The organism is Robinsoniella sp. (assembly GCF_034124845.1).
In genome coordinates this window covers 36,565-52,219 of sequence record NZ_JAWYAJ010000223.1, presented here as the reverse complement: position 1 = coordinate 52,219, position 15,655 = coordinate 36,565, and the positions used below count along the sequence as shown (strand labels likewise).

13 protein-coding genes and 1 riboswitch are annotated in these 15,655 nt (G+C 42.8%); of the genes, 11 read left to right on the top strand and 2 right to left on the bottom strand.

All coding sequences use genetic code 11. The features are described from left to right. From ACH2DQ_RS10775 to ACH2DQ_RS10755, 5 genes are all read left to right on the top strand, one after another. On the top strand, positions 1-847 hold an 847-nt coding region (locus ACH2DQ_RS10775), incomplete at its 5' end, for an extracellular solute-binding protein (protein WP_395026701.1). Between the two features lie 63 nt (positions 848-910). After that, positions 911-1,828 (top strand): carbohydrate ABC transporter permease, encoded by a 918-nt coding sequence (locus ACH2DQ_RS10770; protein WP_394914281.1) that lies wholly within the window; start codon positions 911-913, stop codon positions 1,826-1,828. Further along, the gene (locus ACH2DQ_RS10765; protein ID WP_394914280.1) at positions 1,825-2,652 is read left to right on the top strand and encodes a carbohydrate ABC transporter permease; all 828 of its coding nucleotides are present in this window, start codon (positions 1,825-1,827) and stop codon (positions 2,650-2,652) included. The genes ACH2DQ_RS10770 and ACH2DQ_RS10765 overlap by 4 nt, the downstream gene beginning before the upstream one ends. A gap of 10 nt (positions 2,653-2,662) precedes the next feature. Beyond that, the gene (locus ACH2DQ_RS10760) at positions 2,663-4,948 is read left to right on the top strand and encodes a beta-galactosidase (RefSeq protein ID WP_394914279.1); all 2,286 of its coding nucleotides are present in this window, start codon (positions 2,663-2,665) and stop codon (positions 4,946-4,948) included. Between the two features lie 136 nt (positions 4,949-5,084). Next, positions 5,085-5,179: riboswitch (NiCo riboswitch) on the top strand. Positions 5,180-5,284: 105 nt separating this feature from the next. After that, entirely contained in the window at positions 5,285-6,166 is an 882-nt protein-coding gene (locus ACH2DQ_RS10755; RefSeq protein WP_394914278.1) for a cation diffusion facilitator family transporter, read from the top strand. Between the two features lie 13 nt (positions 6,167-6,179). On the opposite strand, the gene ACH2DQ_RS10750 is transcribed toward ACH2DQ_RS10755, so the two are convergent. Together ACH2DQ_RS10750 and ACH2DQ_RS10745 are read right to left on the bottom strand one after the other, a co-directional pair. Then, on the bottom strand, positions 6,180-7,529 hold the full coding sequence (locus tag ACH2DQ_RS10750) for an MATE family efflux transporter (protein ID WP_394914277.1): 1,350 nt from the start codon (positions 7,527-7,529) through the stop codon (positions 6,180-6,182). A gap of 293 nt (positions 7,530-7,822) precedes the next feature. Next, on the bottom strand, positions 7,823-7,927 hold the full coding sequence (locus tag ACH2DQ_RS10745) for a putative holin-like toxin (protein WP_394914276.1): 105 nt from the start codon (positions 7,925-7,927) through the stop codon (positions 7,823-7,825). 402 nt (positions 7,928-8,329) lie between these two features. On the opposite strand from ACH2DQ_RS10745, the gene ACH2DQ_RS10740 reads away from it, so the two are divergent. The 6 genes from ACH2DQ_RS10740 to recQ all read left to right on the top strand — a co-directional run bounded on the left by ACH2DQ_RS10740 (position 8,330) and on the right by recQ (position 15,570). Further along, positions 8,330-9,004 carry a response regulator transcription factor gene (locus tag ACH2DQ_RS10740; RefSeq protein WP_394914275.1) on the top strand — a complete coding sequence of 225 codons (675 nt, stop codon included), beginning with the start codon at positions 8,330-8,332 and terminating at the stop codon, positions 9,002-9,004. Next, positions 8,992-10,185, top strand: coding sequence for an ATP-binding protein (locus ACH2DQ_RS10735; protein ID WP_394914274.1), 1,194 nt, complete (start codon positions 8,992-8,994; stop codon positions 10,183-10,185). Before ACH2DQ_RS10740 ends, ACH2DQ_RS10735 begins: the two co-directional genes overlap by 13 nt. A gap of 66 nt (positions 10,186-10,251) precedes the next feature. Continuing rightward, positions 10,252-11,130, top strand: coding sequence for an ABC transporter ATP-binding protein (locus tag ACH2DQ_RS10730; RefSeq protein ID WP_394914273.1), 879 nt, complete (start codon positions 10,252-10,254; stop codon positions 11,128-11,130). Beyond that, positions 11,130-12,398 carry an ABC transporter permease gene (locus ACH2DQ_RS10725; RefSeq protein WP_394914272.1) on the top strand — a complete coding sequence of 423 codons (1,269 nt, stop codon included), beginning with the start codon at positions 11,130-11,132 and terminating at the stop codon, positions 12,396-12,398. Before ACH2DQ_RS10730 ends, ACH2DQ_RS10725 begins: the two co-directional genes overlap by 1 nt. Then, on the top strand, positions 12,355-12,972 hold the full coding sequence (locus ACH2DQ_RS10720) for a hypothetical protein (protein WP_394914271.1): 618 nt from the start codon (positions 12,355-12,357) through the stop codon (positions 12,970-12,972). The genes ACH2DQ_RS10725 and ACH2DQ_RS10720 overlap by 44 nt, the downstream gene beginning before the upstream one ends. Before the next feature lie 294 nt (positions 12,973-13,266). Next, a complete protein-coding gene (gene recQ, locus ACH2DQ_RS10715; RefSeq protein ID WP_394914270.1) occupies positions 13,267-15,570 on the top strand; it encodes a DNA helicase RecQ in 2,304 nt (767 codons plus the stop codon). The last annotated feature ends 85 nt before the right edge of the window (positions 15,571-15,655 follow it).

The window sequence follows — 15,655 nt, the reverse complement described above, 5'->3', positions numbered from 1 at the left end:
CGCATACCGGAAGGATCTGGCAAAAGAATATCTGGGAACGGATGATAGAGAAGAATTAGAAAAAATGTTCCCTACCTGGGAATCTTTTGTGGAAAAAGGAAAAGAAGTATATGAAAAAAGCGGCAATAAGGTCTATATGTGGCCGGGCATTGCAGATGCTCAGCAGTTTATCCGTGAACAAAGCGGACTATCCTGGATTGAAGGGGATACAATTAAAGCTACGGAGGCACTGAAAAAATCACTGGATCTGGCATGTCAGTTCCGGGACAACAATGTAGTGGACAAACTGGAAGCATGGACGCCTGCCTGGTACGCATCCTTTGGAGAAGGAAACCATATATTTGCAGGCTGTGCAACCTGGTCGGTTCCATTTACCATCGAGCCAAATGACCCGGATGGAAAAGGGGCAGATCACTGGGGACTGATGAATGCTCCGGAGGGAAATATCAGCTGGGGCGGAACCACACTGGGTATATCGAAGACCTGTAAAGACAAAGCTCTGGCGTGGGAATTTATAAAATTTGCAACCTTGTCTACGGAAGGTGCAGAGGCGCTGAACTCCATGGGGAATCTCACCTCAGCAAAGAAACCATATGAAGAAAAGCCGGAATTAAAATCTTATAAGAGTGAATGGTTCGGCGATCAGGATCTGGGTAAAATGTTCCTGGAAGAAATCGTTCCGGGTATCAAGGTCAGACAGATGAACCTGGATGATAATGTGATTCATGAGACGTTAAACCTGATCACAACAAGTTTAAACAATGACAGAAGCATGACATCGGATCAGGCGTTAGAACAGTTAAAAGAGGAACTGTCCATGAAATTGCCGGACTACACCATCGAATAAACGGATGAACAGGAAAAGGCTGTGAATGAGATTCATGGCCTTTTCCGGAAAGAGAGGTTGGCAATGAAGAAAAAAAGAAATACTATGACCAAATGGCCCTATCTGTTTTTATTTCCATACTTTGCGTTTTACTTTCTGTTTTTTATCTTTCCGACGATCTATTCGTTTATCATAAGTTTTACCGACTGGGATAGTATTGCAGGGGTGACACAGCGTAAATTTGTAGGACTTTTAAACTACATCAGACTATTTACAAAAGATAAAATCTTCTTTAAATCACTGGGGAATACGTTTTTCTTTATGATCATCTATATTCCTCTGCTGATATTAGGAGGGCTGCTGTTAGCAGTGCTGTTGTATAAATTAAAGAAAACCAGCAGGCTGTTTCAGACAATTAATGTACTGCCCTACATTACCACACCGGTGGCTATCGGTATCATTTTTTCCTTTATGTTTGACTGGTCTACCGGGATTGTCAATAATCTGTTAATCAAGCTTGGGGTTCTGATGGAGGGAATTAACTGGCTGGGTGACGGAGCCACTGCCAGGATTATTGTCATATTTTTAATAGTATGGAAGAATCTGGGATATTATCTGCTGATTTATCTGGCGGGGCTGTCCACTATTCCCGAAGATATCTCGGAAGCAGCCATGGTGGATGGGGCGAATAAAGTACAGATTTTCTGGAGAATTACGTTCCCTTATCTGAAGCCGATTACTATTTTTCTGACGCTTACAAGCATCATCAGTGGTTTTCAGCTGTTTGATGAACCCTATCTGCTTTTCAGCAATATTAACAGTTCCGTTGGCGGACCGGAACGTTCCTGCCTGACCAGCATGATGTACTTTTTCGACCAGACATTTAAGAGTTCCACCAAACTGGGGTATGGTGCGGCAGTTTCCTATGGTATCTTTATCGTGGTTCTGATTGTCAGTCTCATTGTATCCCGTGTGATTAACAGGAAGGAGGAGAACAGATGAATAAACCGGTGCGCTTTTTTAAGAAGTTCTTCTATGTGATTCCCCTTTTCATTGTCAGCATAATTTCGGTTATCCCGTTTTATTTTATTATTTCTATGGCGACACACAGCACAAATGAGATTTACAAAGGAGAGATCTATACTTTCGGATCAAAGCTGGTGGAAAATATCAGTACCATAGTTCAAGGGGGATTTTTGCAGTATTACTGGAACAGCATTTATACCGCACTGTTTTCCGGGATACTATGCGTATTTATCAGTGCACTTGCAGCATACGCCCTCACGGTGTACCGGTTTAAGGGAAGAAGCTTTTGCAGTTCGTTTATAGTGGCAAGCATGATGATACCCTCCCAGATCAGCTTAATCGGATATAGTATTGAAATGAAAAATATGGGACTGGTCAATTCACATATTCCCCTGATTTTAATATGGGGAGCCAGTGCATACGGGGTCTTCTTCATGGTGCAGTATATGCAGAACTCTCTGCCGAAAGAGTTAATCGAAAGTGCACGCATTGATGGGTCCAATGAATTCCGGACGTTTATCAGCATCGGTATTCCTATGATTAAGCCGGCAGTAGGAACCTTGTTTATGTTGGTGTTCCTATGGTCCTGGAATAATTTTCTAATGCCAAGTACGCTGATTACGAAAAGTTCCAAGTTTACAATACCAATCGGAATTCAGACGCTGGCTACGGCATATACACAGGATTGGGGGGCCCGAGGGGCGGCACTTACCATTGCAGTAGTGCCCATCCTGATTATTTTTGCAATCGGTTCCAAGTATTTTATAAAAGGACTTTCCGCGGGAGCGGTGAAAGGATAAGGAGGAAGAAATGCATTACAAAATCGATATCAGCCAGAACGAAGAGAAAGAGATTTATGCGCTGTCCGATCATTTCAGGGGTACAAGTGCCAATAAAGATGAACTTTCCTTTACCAATTATTATATGGAAATAAATCATAAGCCTTTTTTTGGAATAAGCGGAGAATTTCACTTTTCCAGATGCAGTGATATTTACTGGGAGGATGAAATCATTAAGATGAAAATGGGCGGCATAAATGTGGTTTCTACATACATTTTCTGGATACACCATGAAGAGCAGGAAGGGAAATTTTCCTTTGAAGGAAGAAGGGATTTAAGAAAATTTCTTCTGCTTTGCAAAAAGCATGGAATGTACGTCATTGTACGGATCGGGCCTTTTGATCACGGAGAAGTGAGAAACGGAGGGCTGCCTGACTGGCTGTATGGAAAGCCGTTTGAAGCAAGAATGCTGAATGAAGGATTTTTATATTATACAAAGAGGCTGTATGACAGACTGGCAAAGGAGATGAAAGGGCTTTATTATAATGATCAGGGACCCATTATTGCGGCACAGATTGACAATGAATATGAACATTCTTCCGCACCGTGGGAAATCACAACGGGAGTTTCCAATGAGTGGGTATTTGTAGGGAATGAGGGGGATGCCTATATGCTGGAATTAAAGAAGATGGCGCAGGAGTCCGGGATTATTGTGCCATTTTATACCTGTACTGCCTGGGGCGGAGCAGCAGCACCAAGCAAAGAGATGATGCCCCTTTGGGGCGGGTATGCTTACCGCCCGTGGATCTTTTATTCCCATAAGGGAGAACACCCTGCTACCGAGGAATATATTTACCGGGACCATCATAACAATGAGATTCCGGCGACCTATAATTTTGAACCTGGGTATCAGCCTGAATCGGTGCCCTATGCCTGCTGTGAAATGGGCGGGGGAATGACTTGTTCCTATCACTACCGTTTTTTGCTTCCTTTTGAGAGTGTGGACGCAATGGCTAATATCAAGATGGCTTCCGGGTGTAATTTTCTGGGATATTATATGTACAAAGGCGGCACAAATCCCAAAGGTGAACAGGGGGGATTTTTGAATGAAAGCCAGATGCCTAAATTGTCTTATGATTATCAGGCGGCATTAGGGGAGTTTGGACAGATCCGGGATTCTTATAAACGTTTGAAACTCCTGCATTTATTCGCCGGCAGCTTTGAGGCAGACTTATGTATAATGCAGACGGCGCTTCCAGCCGGGGCGGAAGAAATTGCACCGGAAGATACCGATACACTGCGGTTTGCGGTGCGTTATCACAAAAACGGCGGGTTTTTATTTATCAATAACTTTCAGGATCATGCAGAAATGAAAGGGAAAAAAGAGGAGTCTGTGACCGTAAAAACGAAAGTGGGGGATATTACATTCCAGCCTCTTTCCCTGAATGCCGGTGAAAACTGCATACTTCCATTTCAGATGCAGATCGGAGACAGAATCCTGAAATACGCCACGGTTCAGCCAATTACAAAGTTATGCCTGGATGGAGAAGCTTATTATTTCTTTTTCACACCGGAAGGAATGGAAGGAAAATATGTATGGGAAAATGGTGAAGAAATGAAAATTCCAGAGCAGCCCATTCATGCTTACCGTATGGAAGAGGGTGGCAAGATCGTTCATCTGGTTACGTTATCCAGAAAAATGGCGATGGATTTTTATAAAGCAGACCAAAATGGAAATGACATGGTATTGATTACGGATATGGCGTTGCTGCAGGATGAGTCCGGCATCCGTTTTGAAACCAGGAACTGGGATAACACCATCCTGGCATTGCCAGCCAGCGCATTGGCGAATACAGAAAATACAGAAAACACAGAAAACACAGAAACAGAAATAACAGTGGAACAAAGTAAATATCCGCTTTTTACACAATACAGATACCAGGTGGAAGAAAAGCCGCCGGTCAAGCTGGCGGCTAGGCAGACAGGACCGACCAGATACTGTATAGATCTGCCGGGAGATCTCATGGATGGTGTAAAGGATGCCATCTTAAAAATAGATTATACGGGTGATATCGGGCAGGCATTTATAAATGGGGAGATGATATCGGATAACTTCTGCAACGGTGAAATCTGGGAAATCGGACTGAAAGAATTTGCAGACAGTTTAAAAGAACAACCGTTAACAATTTATATAACCCCCATCAAGAAAGGGGTTCATGTAAATGTGGAATCTGCTATGGCTGCCAGAATGGAGCAGGTGGATGGAATAACCGGAATACTCCATGATGTATCTATTGCATGGATTTATGGCAATTAACTTCAACCTCCACTGGCAGGCTGGACTACTATATTTTTCTTAAGCTTTTTCACCTTGACATGCTATACTGAATATGTTAGATTAGTTAGAAATCGATTTGCACTGCATTACATTCTAATAAAAGAATGCGAGATCAACAGTACAAACTGAGCAGGCGATAAACCATCTGGTTTGTGGGGCCGGGCCGCCAAGCGGCAGCAGATGGTTTTGAAACGCATCTGTGGGACAGTAGTAGTATGTTCCGCAGGTGCGTTTTTTGTTTTCCGAACGGACAGCGCATCTTATGAATGAGTATGAGGCATGGTCGGTTAACAATCAGAATAGGGGTGAAGAAGTATGAAATCAAATCAACAAATTGCAACAAAAGTATCCATTGTCACAATTATAGGGAATGTCATTTTATCTCTGTTTAAGCTCTATGCAGGAGTTTTTGCGAAATCAGGGGCTATGATCTCCGATGCAGTCCATTCTGCTTCGGACGTATTTAGTACATTAATTGTAATTCTTGGAGTTAAAATGGCGAGTAAGGAGTCGGATAAAGAACATCCGTATGGCCATGAGCGTATGGAATGTGTGGCAGCCCTGGTACTTGCCATAGTACTGGGAATTACCGGTTTGGGAATCGGTTACAGCGGCATACTTAAGATCTTTGCCGGGGACAGGGCATCACTGGCGGTTCCGGGGCTCCTGGCACTTGCGGCTGCGATTATTTCCATTATATCAAAGGAAGCAATGTACTGGTATACCAGGGCAGCGGCTAAAAAAATTAATTCCGGTGCACTGATGGCGGATGCATGGCATCACCGTTCCGATGCCCTGTCGTCTATCGGCAGTATGATTGGTATTCTGGGAGCCAGACTTGGACTTCCGGTCTTAGACCCTATTGCCAGTGTAGTAATCTGTATCTTTATTTTAAAGGCGGCATTTGACGTGTTTAAAGATGCCATTGATAAAATGATGGATAAGGCATGTGAAGATGAAGTGGTTGATGAGATGTGCAGAGTAATCAGCCGTCAGGAAGGTGTTATGGGGATAGACCAGATCAAAACAAGGCTGTTTGCAGATAAAATCTATGTGGATATTGAGATCCAGGCAGATGGAGAGGAAACGCTCACCAAAGCCCATACCATAGCACAGAGAACGCACGATGAGATTGAAGGAGCATTTCCAAGGGTAAAGCACTGCATGGTACATGTGAACCCAGGCAGAAAAGTTTAGAGCTGTAGGCAACCTAAGCCCGCGTAAGGTTTTTAACCCACTTATAACTGTTTACCCGTATAAAAGCAATGACACATTTAAAGATCTGATCGGAGTTCAGACAGCATACCACAATAATCGGTGACCAGCGGAAGTAAAATGCGGCAAGAAAAGACAGGGGGATGACAATGCACCAGATACTGATGATATCATTAATCATGGCAAATCTGGTGTCGCCCCCACCTCTTATTAATCCCGTCAGAACCGGCATCTGGTAAGCGGTGCCAATACAGGTAACACATAAAATGGTTAAAAATGCATTTGCCAGGTATTTGGTTTCTTCTGATAATGCGTACAATCCCAGAATGGGGGTCTTTAGCAGGAAGAGAGAAATACTGGTCAAAATTCCGATACAGAGAAACATCAGTTGTAAAGTTCTGGTATATTCCTTTACCTTGTGCATATCACCACAGCCGATGGTCTTGCCGATTACAATTGTGGCACAGGAGGCGGCACCTACGGATGCTACTTTCAGAATCAGGAACAGGGTAGATGCTACGCTGTTGGCTGCTATGGCATTGGATTGCAGGTGTCCCAGGATTACGGTCTGCATGGCAGTGGATAATCCCCACATGCCGGCAACGATGATTACCGGGTAGCATATATGGATATAGTCTTTAAGGAGGGAACGGTCACAGTGCAGCAAATGTCTTAGTTTTAAACGTAATTTCTGGTCTTTTTTATACAGATAGAAACAGACGATGACCAGTTCGCTGATTCGTGCAGCCAGCGTACCGATGGCAGCGCCCTTAGCCCCCATTTCCGGAAATCCAAAATGTCCGTAGATCAGCGTATAATTAATACAGCAATTAATAACCAGAGTACTAATTGAAATATAGAATGCAATCTTTACGCATTCCACACTTCGCAGGGATGCCAGAAGGACCGTTGAAATGGCAAATACTATGTAGGTAAAACGAATAATGGACAGGTATTCCATGCCGGCTGTAATAATTGCCTCATCGCTGGTAAACAGGCTCAGTACACCATGGGGAAAGAGGCTGACCACAATGAACAAAAGAACGGCAAAAAGCAAGGCCGCCCGCATCGCAATGGCAGCAAGCTTACGAATAGGCTCTGTCCGCTGCTGTCCCCAGTACTGACTGCCCAATACCACAAGACTGTCACCGCATCCATTCATCAGCTGCTGAAGAACAAACTGGATTTGATTAACTGCAGCTACACCGGACAGTGCAGTTTCATTATATGCCCCAAGCATAATATTATCAGCCAGATTGACGCTTAAGACAATTACATTCTGAAGGACCAGGATCCAATACAGAGAGAAAAAATTATGATAAAAGCTGCGATCTTTAGTGAACATGTAGCGCCTCCTAAATGTAATATATATGAATCTAATTTGAATAATCATTTTATCAGGAATATTCTAGCATAGTAGGTTAGGGAAGTCTATAGAGGAATTATCTCCCATTAAAGCAAATGTGGTCAGTCTGAAACATTATCAATAGATAAAAGTAATTTTAAATTTAAAAGCAGTAACCACTTTACAGGAAAGTTGATTACTGCTATAATGTAGATAACAGGTATCATAAGTATAACTTATGTTTACCCTCAGTGTAGAATGATTATCCTAGTCTTTGTGAGGGAAGAGGATAATCATTTTTTATTGCTCAATTTTATCAATTGAACAATAAGAGTGATTAATGCTATAACAAACGAACCAAATAAAACCATTAAGGTCAATGCTTCAGAAACTGTCATCAGGCTCACTCCCCTTTCCTATTTTTATAGTTATGGAAGATCACCTCCTCTTATGTATAATGTAAGAGGGCAAACACTCGTAATTATCCTACGACTCTGTTATCATTCCTATATTTTATCATATTGTTTTGAATATGTCCATAACAACTACAATTTATTGTAAAACTGTTAAAAAATACTCATATTATTTATAAAGAAATACTGGATCGTTGCACAAACACAATTGTTATAGCTTTTAATATTTTTTGTAACAGATGTTAATCTGCTTATTTTTTATGCCAAAATTTCCTGGCGTAATTTCCCACTCTGAAATAGTATTTTTATAGAGATTTATATGATAAAATAATTGCGTTAATTATTAATGAATGGAATAAACGATATTTCCAAAAAGGAGTGGTCTTCATGCAGTATAAAATCTTAGCAGTAGATGATGAAATACATATTTTAAAGTTATTAAAGGATTATTTTAATATGCAGGGATATCTGGTGTATACGGCCTGCGGTGGCAGCGAGGCGCTGGAGAAAATCGAGATGCAGCCGGATATTATACTGCTGGATATTAATATGCCTGACATGAATGGGTTGGACGTGTGCAAGAAGATCAGGGACCACGTCAGCTGTCCGATTTTGTTTTTGACGGCAAAAGTGGAAGAGCGGGACCGGATTAACGGGCTGATGATCGGCGGGGATGATTATATATTAAAACCCTTTAGTATAGAAGAATTAGGGGCAAGGGTAGCGGCACATCTGAGGCGGGAACACCGGAGCGGGGGAAAGGAAGCCCTGAAATTTACCGATGATCTGCTGATTAATTATACGGAGCGGAGCGTCTATTATCAGGAGAAGGAAATCAACTTAACGAAAACAGAATTTGATATTATCGAACTGTTGTCCATGAACCGTGGGCAGATTTTTAGTAAAGAGACGATCTATGAGCGCATCCGGGGATTTGACGGAGAAAGCGACAGTAATATCATAGCAGAACATATCCGACGGATTCGGCTGAAGATTGGAAAGTATGCGGATAAAACGTATGTAGAAACGGTGTGGGGAGTGGGATATAAATGGATTGGATAGATGAACTGTTATTGAAATTTAAAAAAAAGATGCTGGATGTTTCCCTGAAAAGGGCGATGGCAACGTATCTGTTGATCGCTATTGGAGCAGTTTTAATCCTTTTTGCAGTGAGTATGGCGGTCAGTGAAAAATGGAGTACCCTCCTTAGCATCCGCTATTTTGGAAACACCTACGGGATAACTACCAATCTGGTATGGACTGAGGTTGATATGACATTGACGGATCGTATTCTGACTTTTGCAGTGTTCTTTGTCCAGTCATTTAGTATTGTGATCTACAGCATAGCAGGGGTCATCGTTACCTCTTATTTGTTTTATAAGAACAAGCTCTCGGAACCGATTGAAATATTAAAGCGGCAGGTAAGCTATATCGGTAACAATGAACTGGGATATGAGTGTGTCTATGAGGGAAAGGATGAGCTGGGAGAGGTCTGCAGTGCTTTCGAACAGATGCGCCTTACCCTGATTGAAAATAATAAAAGAATGTGGAATATGATGGAGGAACAGCGGCGCTTAAATGCAGCTTTTGCACATGATCTTCGCACGCCTCTTACCGTCATACACGGGTATGCGGATTTTTTAACTAAATATTATCCCACAGGTAAAATTACCGAAGAGCAGATGATGGAAAATTTTGATCTCATTAATGCCCAGGCAATGAGGCTGATGAATTTTACCAATACGATGAAGGAAGTGGGCAGCCTGGAAGCCCTGGAATTAAACCGGAAGTATATGAAAGGGGAAATCCTTTTGAAAAGAACAGAAGGGATCGCACAGATTATGGAAGAGATGGGGGAAATTAAGGTTTCCTGTAACTCCATGCTTCCAATGGATTCAGAATGGTTTATGGACGAGATGATTTTTATGGAAGTCCTGGAAAATATGTTGTCTAATGCAATGCGCTATGCCAGGTCAAAGGTTGTGATTACGCTGGAGGGCAGTGTAGATGACAGGGAATTATACCTCTATGTCCAGGATGACGGGGAAGGATTTACAAAAGAAGGGCTTAAGATGGCAGACCGTCCATATTACAGTGACCAGAAAGGAAAAGATGATGGCACACATTATGGAATCGGTCTGTTTATCTGTAAGTTTTTATGTGAAAAACATGGAGGGAGCCTGGACCTGGCGAACAGTATAGACGGGGGAGCAATTATTTGTGCAATTTTCGGTATGAAATAGGAAAAGTGTAGATATTTAATGGGTATGATAAAAACTACAAAGGAACGGTAATAAGGAGGAGATATCATGTCTACAGAAATCATAATCGAAAATCTGGATAAAAATTATGGCAAAAAACAGGCGCTGCAAAATATAAACCTGAAGATTGAAAGTGGGATGTTTGGACTGCTTGGACCAAATGGTGCAGGAAAGACCACACTTATGAAAGTGCTTGCCACACTGCTTAAAAAAAATGCAGGAGAAGTAACGGTTTGTGAGGTGCCCATTGAGAAAACGGAGACGATCCGGAAAATGACCGGCTATCTGCCGCAGGATTTTAATATGTATGGAAATATGACGGCATATGAAGCGATGGATTATTTAGGTGTCTTATCGGGAATGAGCAGATCCAGCCGCAGGGAGCGTATTCTGCCTCTTCTGGAAAAGGTGAATCTCCAGGATGAAAGAAAAACGAAGGTGCGTGCCATGTCAGGCGGGATGAGAAGAAGACTGGGGATAGCACAGGCGATCCTGCACGATCCAAAAGTACTGATTGTAGATGAGCCAACGGCAGGTCTGGACCCGGAGGAGCGGGTGCGTTTTCGGAATCTGCTCTGTGAAATGGCTGAAGAGCGCATCGTAATTTTATCCACACATATTGTCGGTGATATAGAGGCAACCTGTGAGGATATAGCCATACTAAACCATGGAAGAATACAGTATAAAGGTACGGTAGAGCAGCTGCTTCAGGAAGCCGCCGGCAAAATTTATACCGCAGAAATTTCGAAAAAAGAACTTTCTAATATGAAGAAAAAATATGTGGTGACCAGTATGATGGCAATTGGGAATCATCTGAATGTGAAATTTGTGTCAGAAGAAAAGCCTTTTTCCGGAGCTGTTTCCTGCGAGGCAAATGTTGAAGATGCCTACATGTATCTGATGCAGAGGGAAAGGAGGGACAGGTGATGTTTTTTAGTTTATTAGGAAAGGAATGCAAACAGATTTTAAAGAGTGTGATCTTTTATCTGTACCTGATTATACTCGCCGTGTTTGTTTCTTCACAGATGGAAGAGTATTCCGTAGTCACCAAGCCTCAGCCGGGACAGGAGTCCTATGGAATGAAAGAGAGCAGCGATCCAAAGGAGATTATGCAGGCGACTGCAGGGAAGCTGATGGTTGATTGGCATAATAATTCCTATGCTACATATCCCATCGGTTTTTATAAAGGGGTATCTCTGGGAGAGGAAGACTATAACCGTGTGACAGAGATACTGGAAGAAGTAACCGGCAGAACAGAGTCGGAGCTGAGCCGTGAGCTGGAAGAGGATAATTCCCAAACGGCCGTCCAGACCCAGCCGGGAACCATTATGCCGCCTGTGTCCGGACGTATAGTAGAAATTTCGGATACCATTACTTATGAGCAGTTTAAGCAGTTAATGAAAGAGGTGGATTCCATTCTGGGTGCCAATGGGACCTCCTATTATGCGCCGGAAAAGATGGCTGGAAATGCAATGGTTCCTATGACTTATGAAGAGGCGCTGAGCGAGTATCAGCAAATCATTGATGTGGATCATGTGACAGGTGCATTTGCCCGGATATTCTGTGACTATATGGTGCTGATGCTTGCCATACTGCCGGTATTTCTGGCTGTGACCAGGGGAATGCGGGATCGGCGTGCAGGTGCCAGCGGTCTGATCTATTCCAGAAAAGCATCTTCGGTATCCATTGTACTTTCCCGCTATCTGGCAACGCTGATTATGAGCATGATACCGGTAGTTATTTTGAGCATTTCACCCATGATGGAAGCAATTTATTATGCCAGAACACTGGGCGTAACCACAGATGTTTTCTCCTACATGAAATACATTCTGGGATGGCTGTTTCCTACGGCTATGGCGGTTGTTTCCGTGGGCTTTTTCTTTACCGAACTTACGGACAGCGCTCTTGGAATATTGATTCAGGGAATCTGGTGGTTTATAGACATAAACAGTGCGGTCAGATCCGGATTAGTAGGAGGATTTCGTTTTCACCTGGCACCAAGGTGGAATACGGTGGGGGAATCCGCAAAGTTTACGGCAGAATTTCAGAGCCTGCTGACAAACCGTATCTTTTTTGCCGTATTGGCTGTAGTGTTATTAATCATTACCATATTTATTTTTGAATGGAAGAGAAAGGGGATCTGGAAGTTCAATGGAATTGTATATCGCAGTAGGAAAAGCAAATCTGAAGCATAATTTTCTGCCACATCTACTGATCGCCCTGTGTTTCAGCCTGTTAGCCCCTGTCCTTATGGGGATGAAGGGCCTGGATTCTGTACAGGTGGCGCAGACATTGGAAATGTATGTTCAGCTGGTGGGGGTTATCCTTTTGGTTCCAATATTCATACCGGATCAGGATAGGAACATCCGGGACCTTGCCAGAAGCAAATATATGCCTGCATTCAAAGTACATCTCATACGGCTTATGGAATCTTTGCTGGTATTGCTGGTGGTTTTGGGGGCGTTTATCATCGTATTGTATTTCAATAATCCGGTGTTTTCACCAATCCAGTATTATCTTGGAGTCCTGGGAGGAGCGGTCTTCTTAGGCGCACTTGGAATAATGGCTTATAGTTTATCGGATAATATGGCAATCGCTTACATGGTTCCAATGGTATATTATGTGTGTAATTATTCAGGAGATAAATATCTGCAGAAGTTTTACCTGTTTTCTATGATAAAGGGCAGCTTTGACGAGAAAATTGTATTAGGGGCGGCAGGGATTGCGCTGTTTAGTGCAGGTATTTTATATAGGCAGAGAAGAAGATAGACGCTTTCGGTTCACAAGGTTATATACGAAAGGATGGGGCGTGGGAGAAGTACCAGGGCAGGGCGCAGGTGGCGCAGGGCGAAACTGGTATTTCCCCCACGCCCCATCTGCTGCACCTCAAGAAACTATTGACATCCTTATCAATACCCGCTATATTCATAATAGAAGATCTCTAAAGTCAAAAACCCCGCTGCAAGCACCATTTGGCTCGTTGCCCGCGGGAATAAAACAGAAATCTGCGAATTCTGCATTTAATAAATCAGCAGCCGCACGCACGGCAGAAAGGTGAATATTTTGGATTTAGGCAAGGAAAGGAATAAAATTTTAAAACAGTACTTTGGTTACGATGAGTTCCGTGAAGGACAGGAAACTTTGATAGACAGTATTTTGTCGGGAAGGGATACGCTGGGGATTATGCCTACAGGGGCGGGAAAGTCGTTGTGTTTCCAGGTACCGGCATTGATGTTAAATGGCATTACATTAGTTATTTCTCCACTCATTTCTCTTATGAAAGATCAGGTCAGAGCATTAAATCAAGCAGGCGTTCATGCCGCATTTTTAAATAGTTCCCTTACAACAAATCAATATTATAGAGCGTTGGATCTTGCCAGAATGGGGCAGTATAAGATTATTTATGTGGCTCCGGAACGGTTAATGACGGATGAATTTTTGAATTTTGCCATGGAGGCAGAAATTTCTATGGTGGCAGTGGATGAAGCTCATTGTGTATCCCAGTGGGGACAGGATTTCAGGCCCAGTTATCTGAAAATTCTGGAGTTTATCCGGCTCTTTAAAGTGCGTCCGGTGATCTGTGCCTTTACCGCTACGGCAACACAGGAAGTAAGAGAGGATATTGTAGATATATTAATGCTGCAGTCTCCCACTGTAGTAAGTACGGGATTTGACAGAAGCAACCTCTATTTTGGGGTTCTAAAGCCTAAGGACCGGTACGGTGCGGTTAAGAATTATCTGGATCTGCATCCGGATCAGAGCGGCATCATTTACTGTCTGACCAGAAAAGTAGTTGAGGAAGTACATGAGAATCTGATCCGGGACGGCGTAATGGCAACCCGCTATCATGCGGGGCTCAGTGACCGGGAAAGGCAGGAAAACCAGGAAGATTTTACATACGACAGAGCGTCGGTTATGGTGGCAACTAATGCATTTGGAATGGGGATCGATAAATCCAATGTCAGGTTTGTAATCCACTATGGAATGCCGAAAAATGTGGAAAACTATTATCAGGAGGCAGGCAGAGCAGGGAGAGACGGAGAACCGGGGGAATGTATCCTTTTATACAACGGGCAGGACGTGATTACCAACCAGTTTTTTATCGAGCGTGATATTGATCATGATGAGTTAGATGATGTGACCAGATCTGTAGTCAGGGAACGGGACAGAGAGCGGCTGAAACGGATGACCTTTTATTGCTGTACCAACGAATGTCTGCGGGACTACTTACTTCGCTATTTCGGAGAGTACAAGGATCATTACTGCGGGAACTGTTCCAACTGTCTGACTCAGTTTGAAGAGGTGGATGTGACGGATCTGGCGAAAAGTCTCCTTGGATGTATACAATCCAGCCATCAGAGATACGGCATCAACGTCATTATCGATACGGTACATGGGGCGAATACTGCGAAAATCAGACAGTACAGAATGGATGGGAATCCCCATTATGGAGAACTTGCAAAGACTCCCACGCATAAACTGCGCCAGGTGATGAACCATCTTCTGTTAAATGAATATATCAGTGCCACAAATGATGAATACACCATTCTAAAACTGACGGAAAAATCCGGTCTGATCCTTCAGGAAGAGGAAACGGTTATCATAAAGATGGCAAAAGAACAGGAAAAAGAGACGAAGACAAAGCAGGCGAAGAAAGGAAAGAAGAGTTCGGCGGCAGGCTTAGCTCTCTCAGAAGCGGATGAAGCTCTGTTCGAAAAACTGCGAAGCTTAAGGACGGAAATTGCAAGAGAAGAAAAGGTTCCGCCATATGTTGTATTTTCAGATAAATCCCTGGTACACATGTGTGTGTTAAAACCGGGAACAAGAGAAGAAATGCTTACCGTATCCGGAGTCGGGGAGTTTAAATATGAAAAGTATGGGGAACGCTTTTTAAATTGTGTGAAAAATGAGGCTGTAACAGATGAATCAACCGGCGCTGTTTTTGAAACCGGCTTTGCAGATATAGCAGAAAGTGAACTGGTAAAAGAGGAAATAAAAGAAAAACGGGGCAAAAATAAGAAATCAGAATTTGTTCTGACTAATGAAATAGCGGAACAGATCCATTATGCAGAACAAACCACATTAAGTGACCTGGTAGGACAAATCAATGACCTGCGGGATGATCAGGTTATGAAACGACTTACAAATAAATGGATCTTGCAAAAATTGTCGGAAGAAGGATTTTTAGAAGATCGCGTGATAAACGGGCGGCTCTTCAAAACCGTATCAGAAACGGGTATCGGATTTGGAATACAGGTAATAACGCGTTTGAGTGAAAAAGGAAATGAGTACGAGGTACTTTACTATAATGAAGATGCCCAGAGGGAAATCGTAAGGAAACTGCTGGGAGAATGGAAAGAGGGATGATGAAAAAGACTCCGTTTTTAAGTCGTCTTCTGCGGTGATAAAAAGTTGAAAAGTACAGGTAGGTATGTTATTCTAAAGGGTAGAA

Coding starts and splice junctions, on each gene's coding strand:
- ACH2DQ_RS10765 (WP_394914280.1), top strand. CDS start 1,825: ATGAATAAACCGGTGCGCTTTTTTAAGAAGTTCTTCTATGTGATTCCC.
- ACH2DQ_RS10770 (WP_394914281.1), top strand. CDS start 911: ATGAAGAAAAAAAGAAATACTATGACCAAATGGCCCTATCTGTTTTTA.
- ACH2DQ_RS10740 (WP_394914275.1), top strand. CDS start 8,330: ATGCAGTATAAAATCTTAGCAGTAGATGATGAAATACATATTTTAAAG.
- ACH2DQ_RS10755 (WP_394914278.1), top strand. CDS start 5,285: ATGAAATCAAATCAACAAATTGCAACAAAAGTATCCATTGTCACAATT.
- ACH2DQ_RS10720 (WP_394914271.1), top strand. CDS start 12,355: ATGGAATTGTATATCGCAGTAGGAAAAGCAAATCTGAAGCATAATTTT.
- ACH2DQ_RS10750 (WP_394914277.1), bottom strand. CDS start 7,529: ATGTTCACTAAAGATCGCAGCTTTTATCATAATTTTTTCTCTCTGTAT.
- ACH2DQ_RS10735 (WP_394914274.1), top strand. CDS start 8,992: ATGGATTGGATAGATGAACTGTTATTGAAATTTAAAAAAAAGATGCTG.
- ACH2DQ_RS10760 (WP_394914279.1), top strand. CDS start 2,663: ATGCATTACAAAATCGATATCAGCCAGAACGAAGAGAAAGAGATTTAT.
- ACH2DQ_RS10745 (WP_394914276.1), bottom strand. CDS start 7,927: ATGACAGTTTCTGAAGCATTGACCTTAATGGTTTTATTTGGTTCGTTT.
- ACH2DQ_RS10725 (WP_394914272.1), top strand. CDS start 11,130: ATGTTTTTTAGTTTATTAGGAAAGGAATGCAAACAGATTTTAAAGAGT.
- ACH2DQ_RS10730 (WP_394914273.1), top strand. CDS start 10,252: ATGTCTACAGAAATCATAATCGAAAATCTGGATAAAAATTATGGCAAA.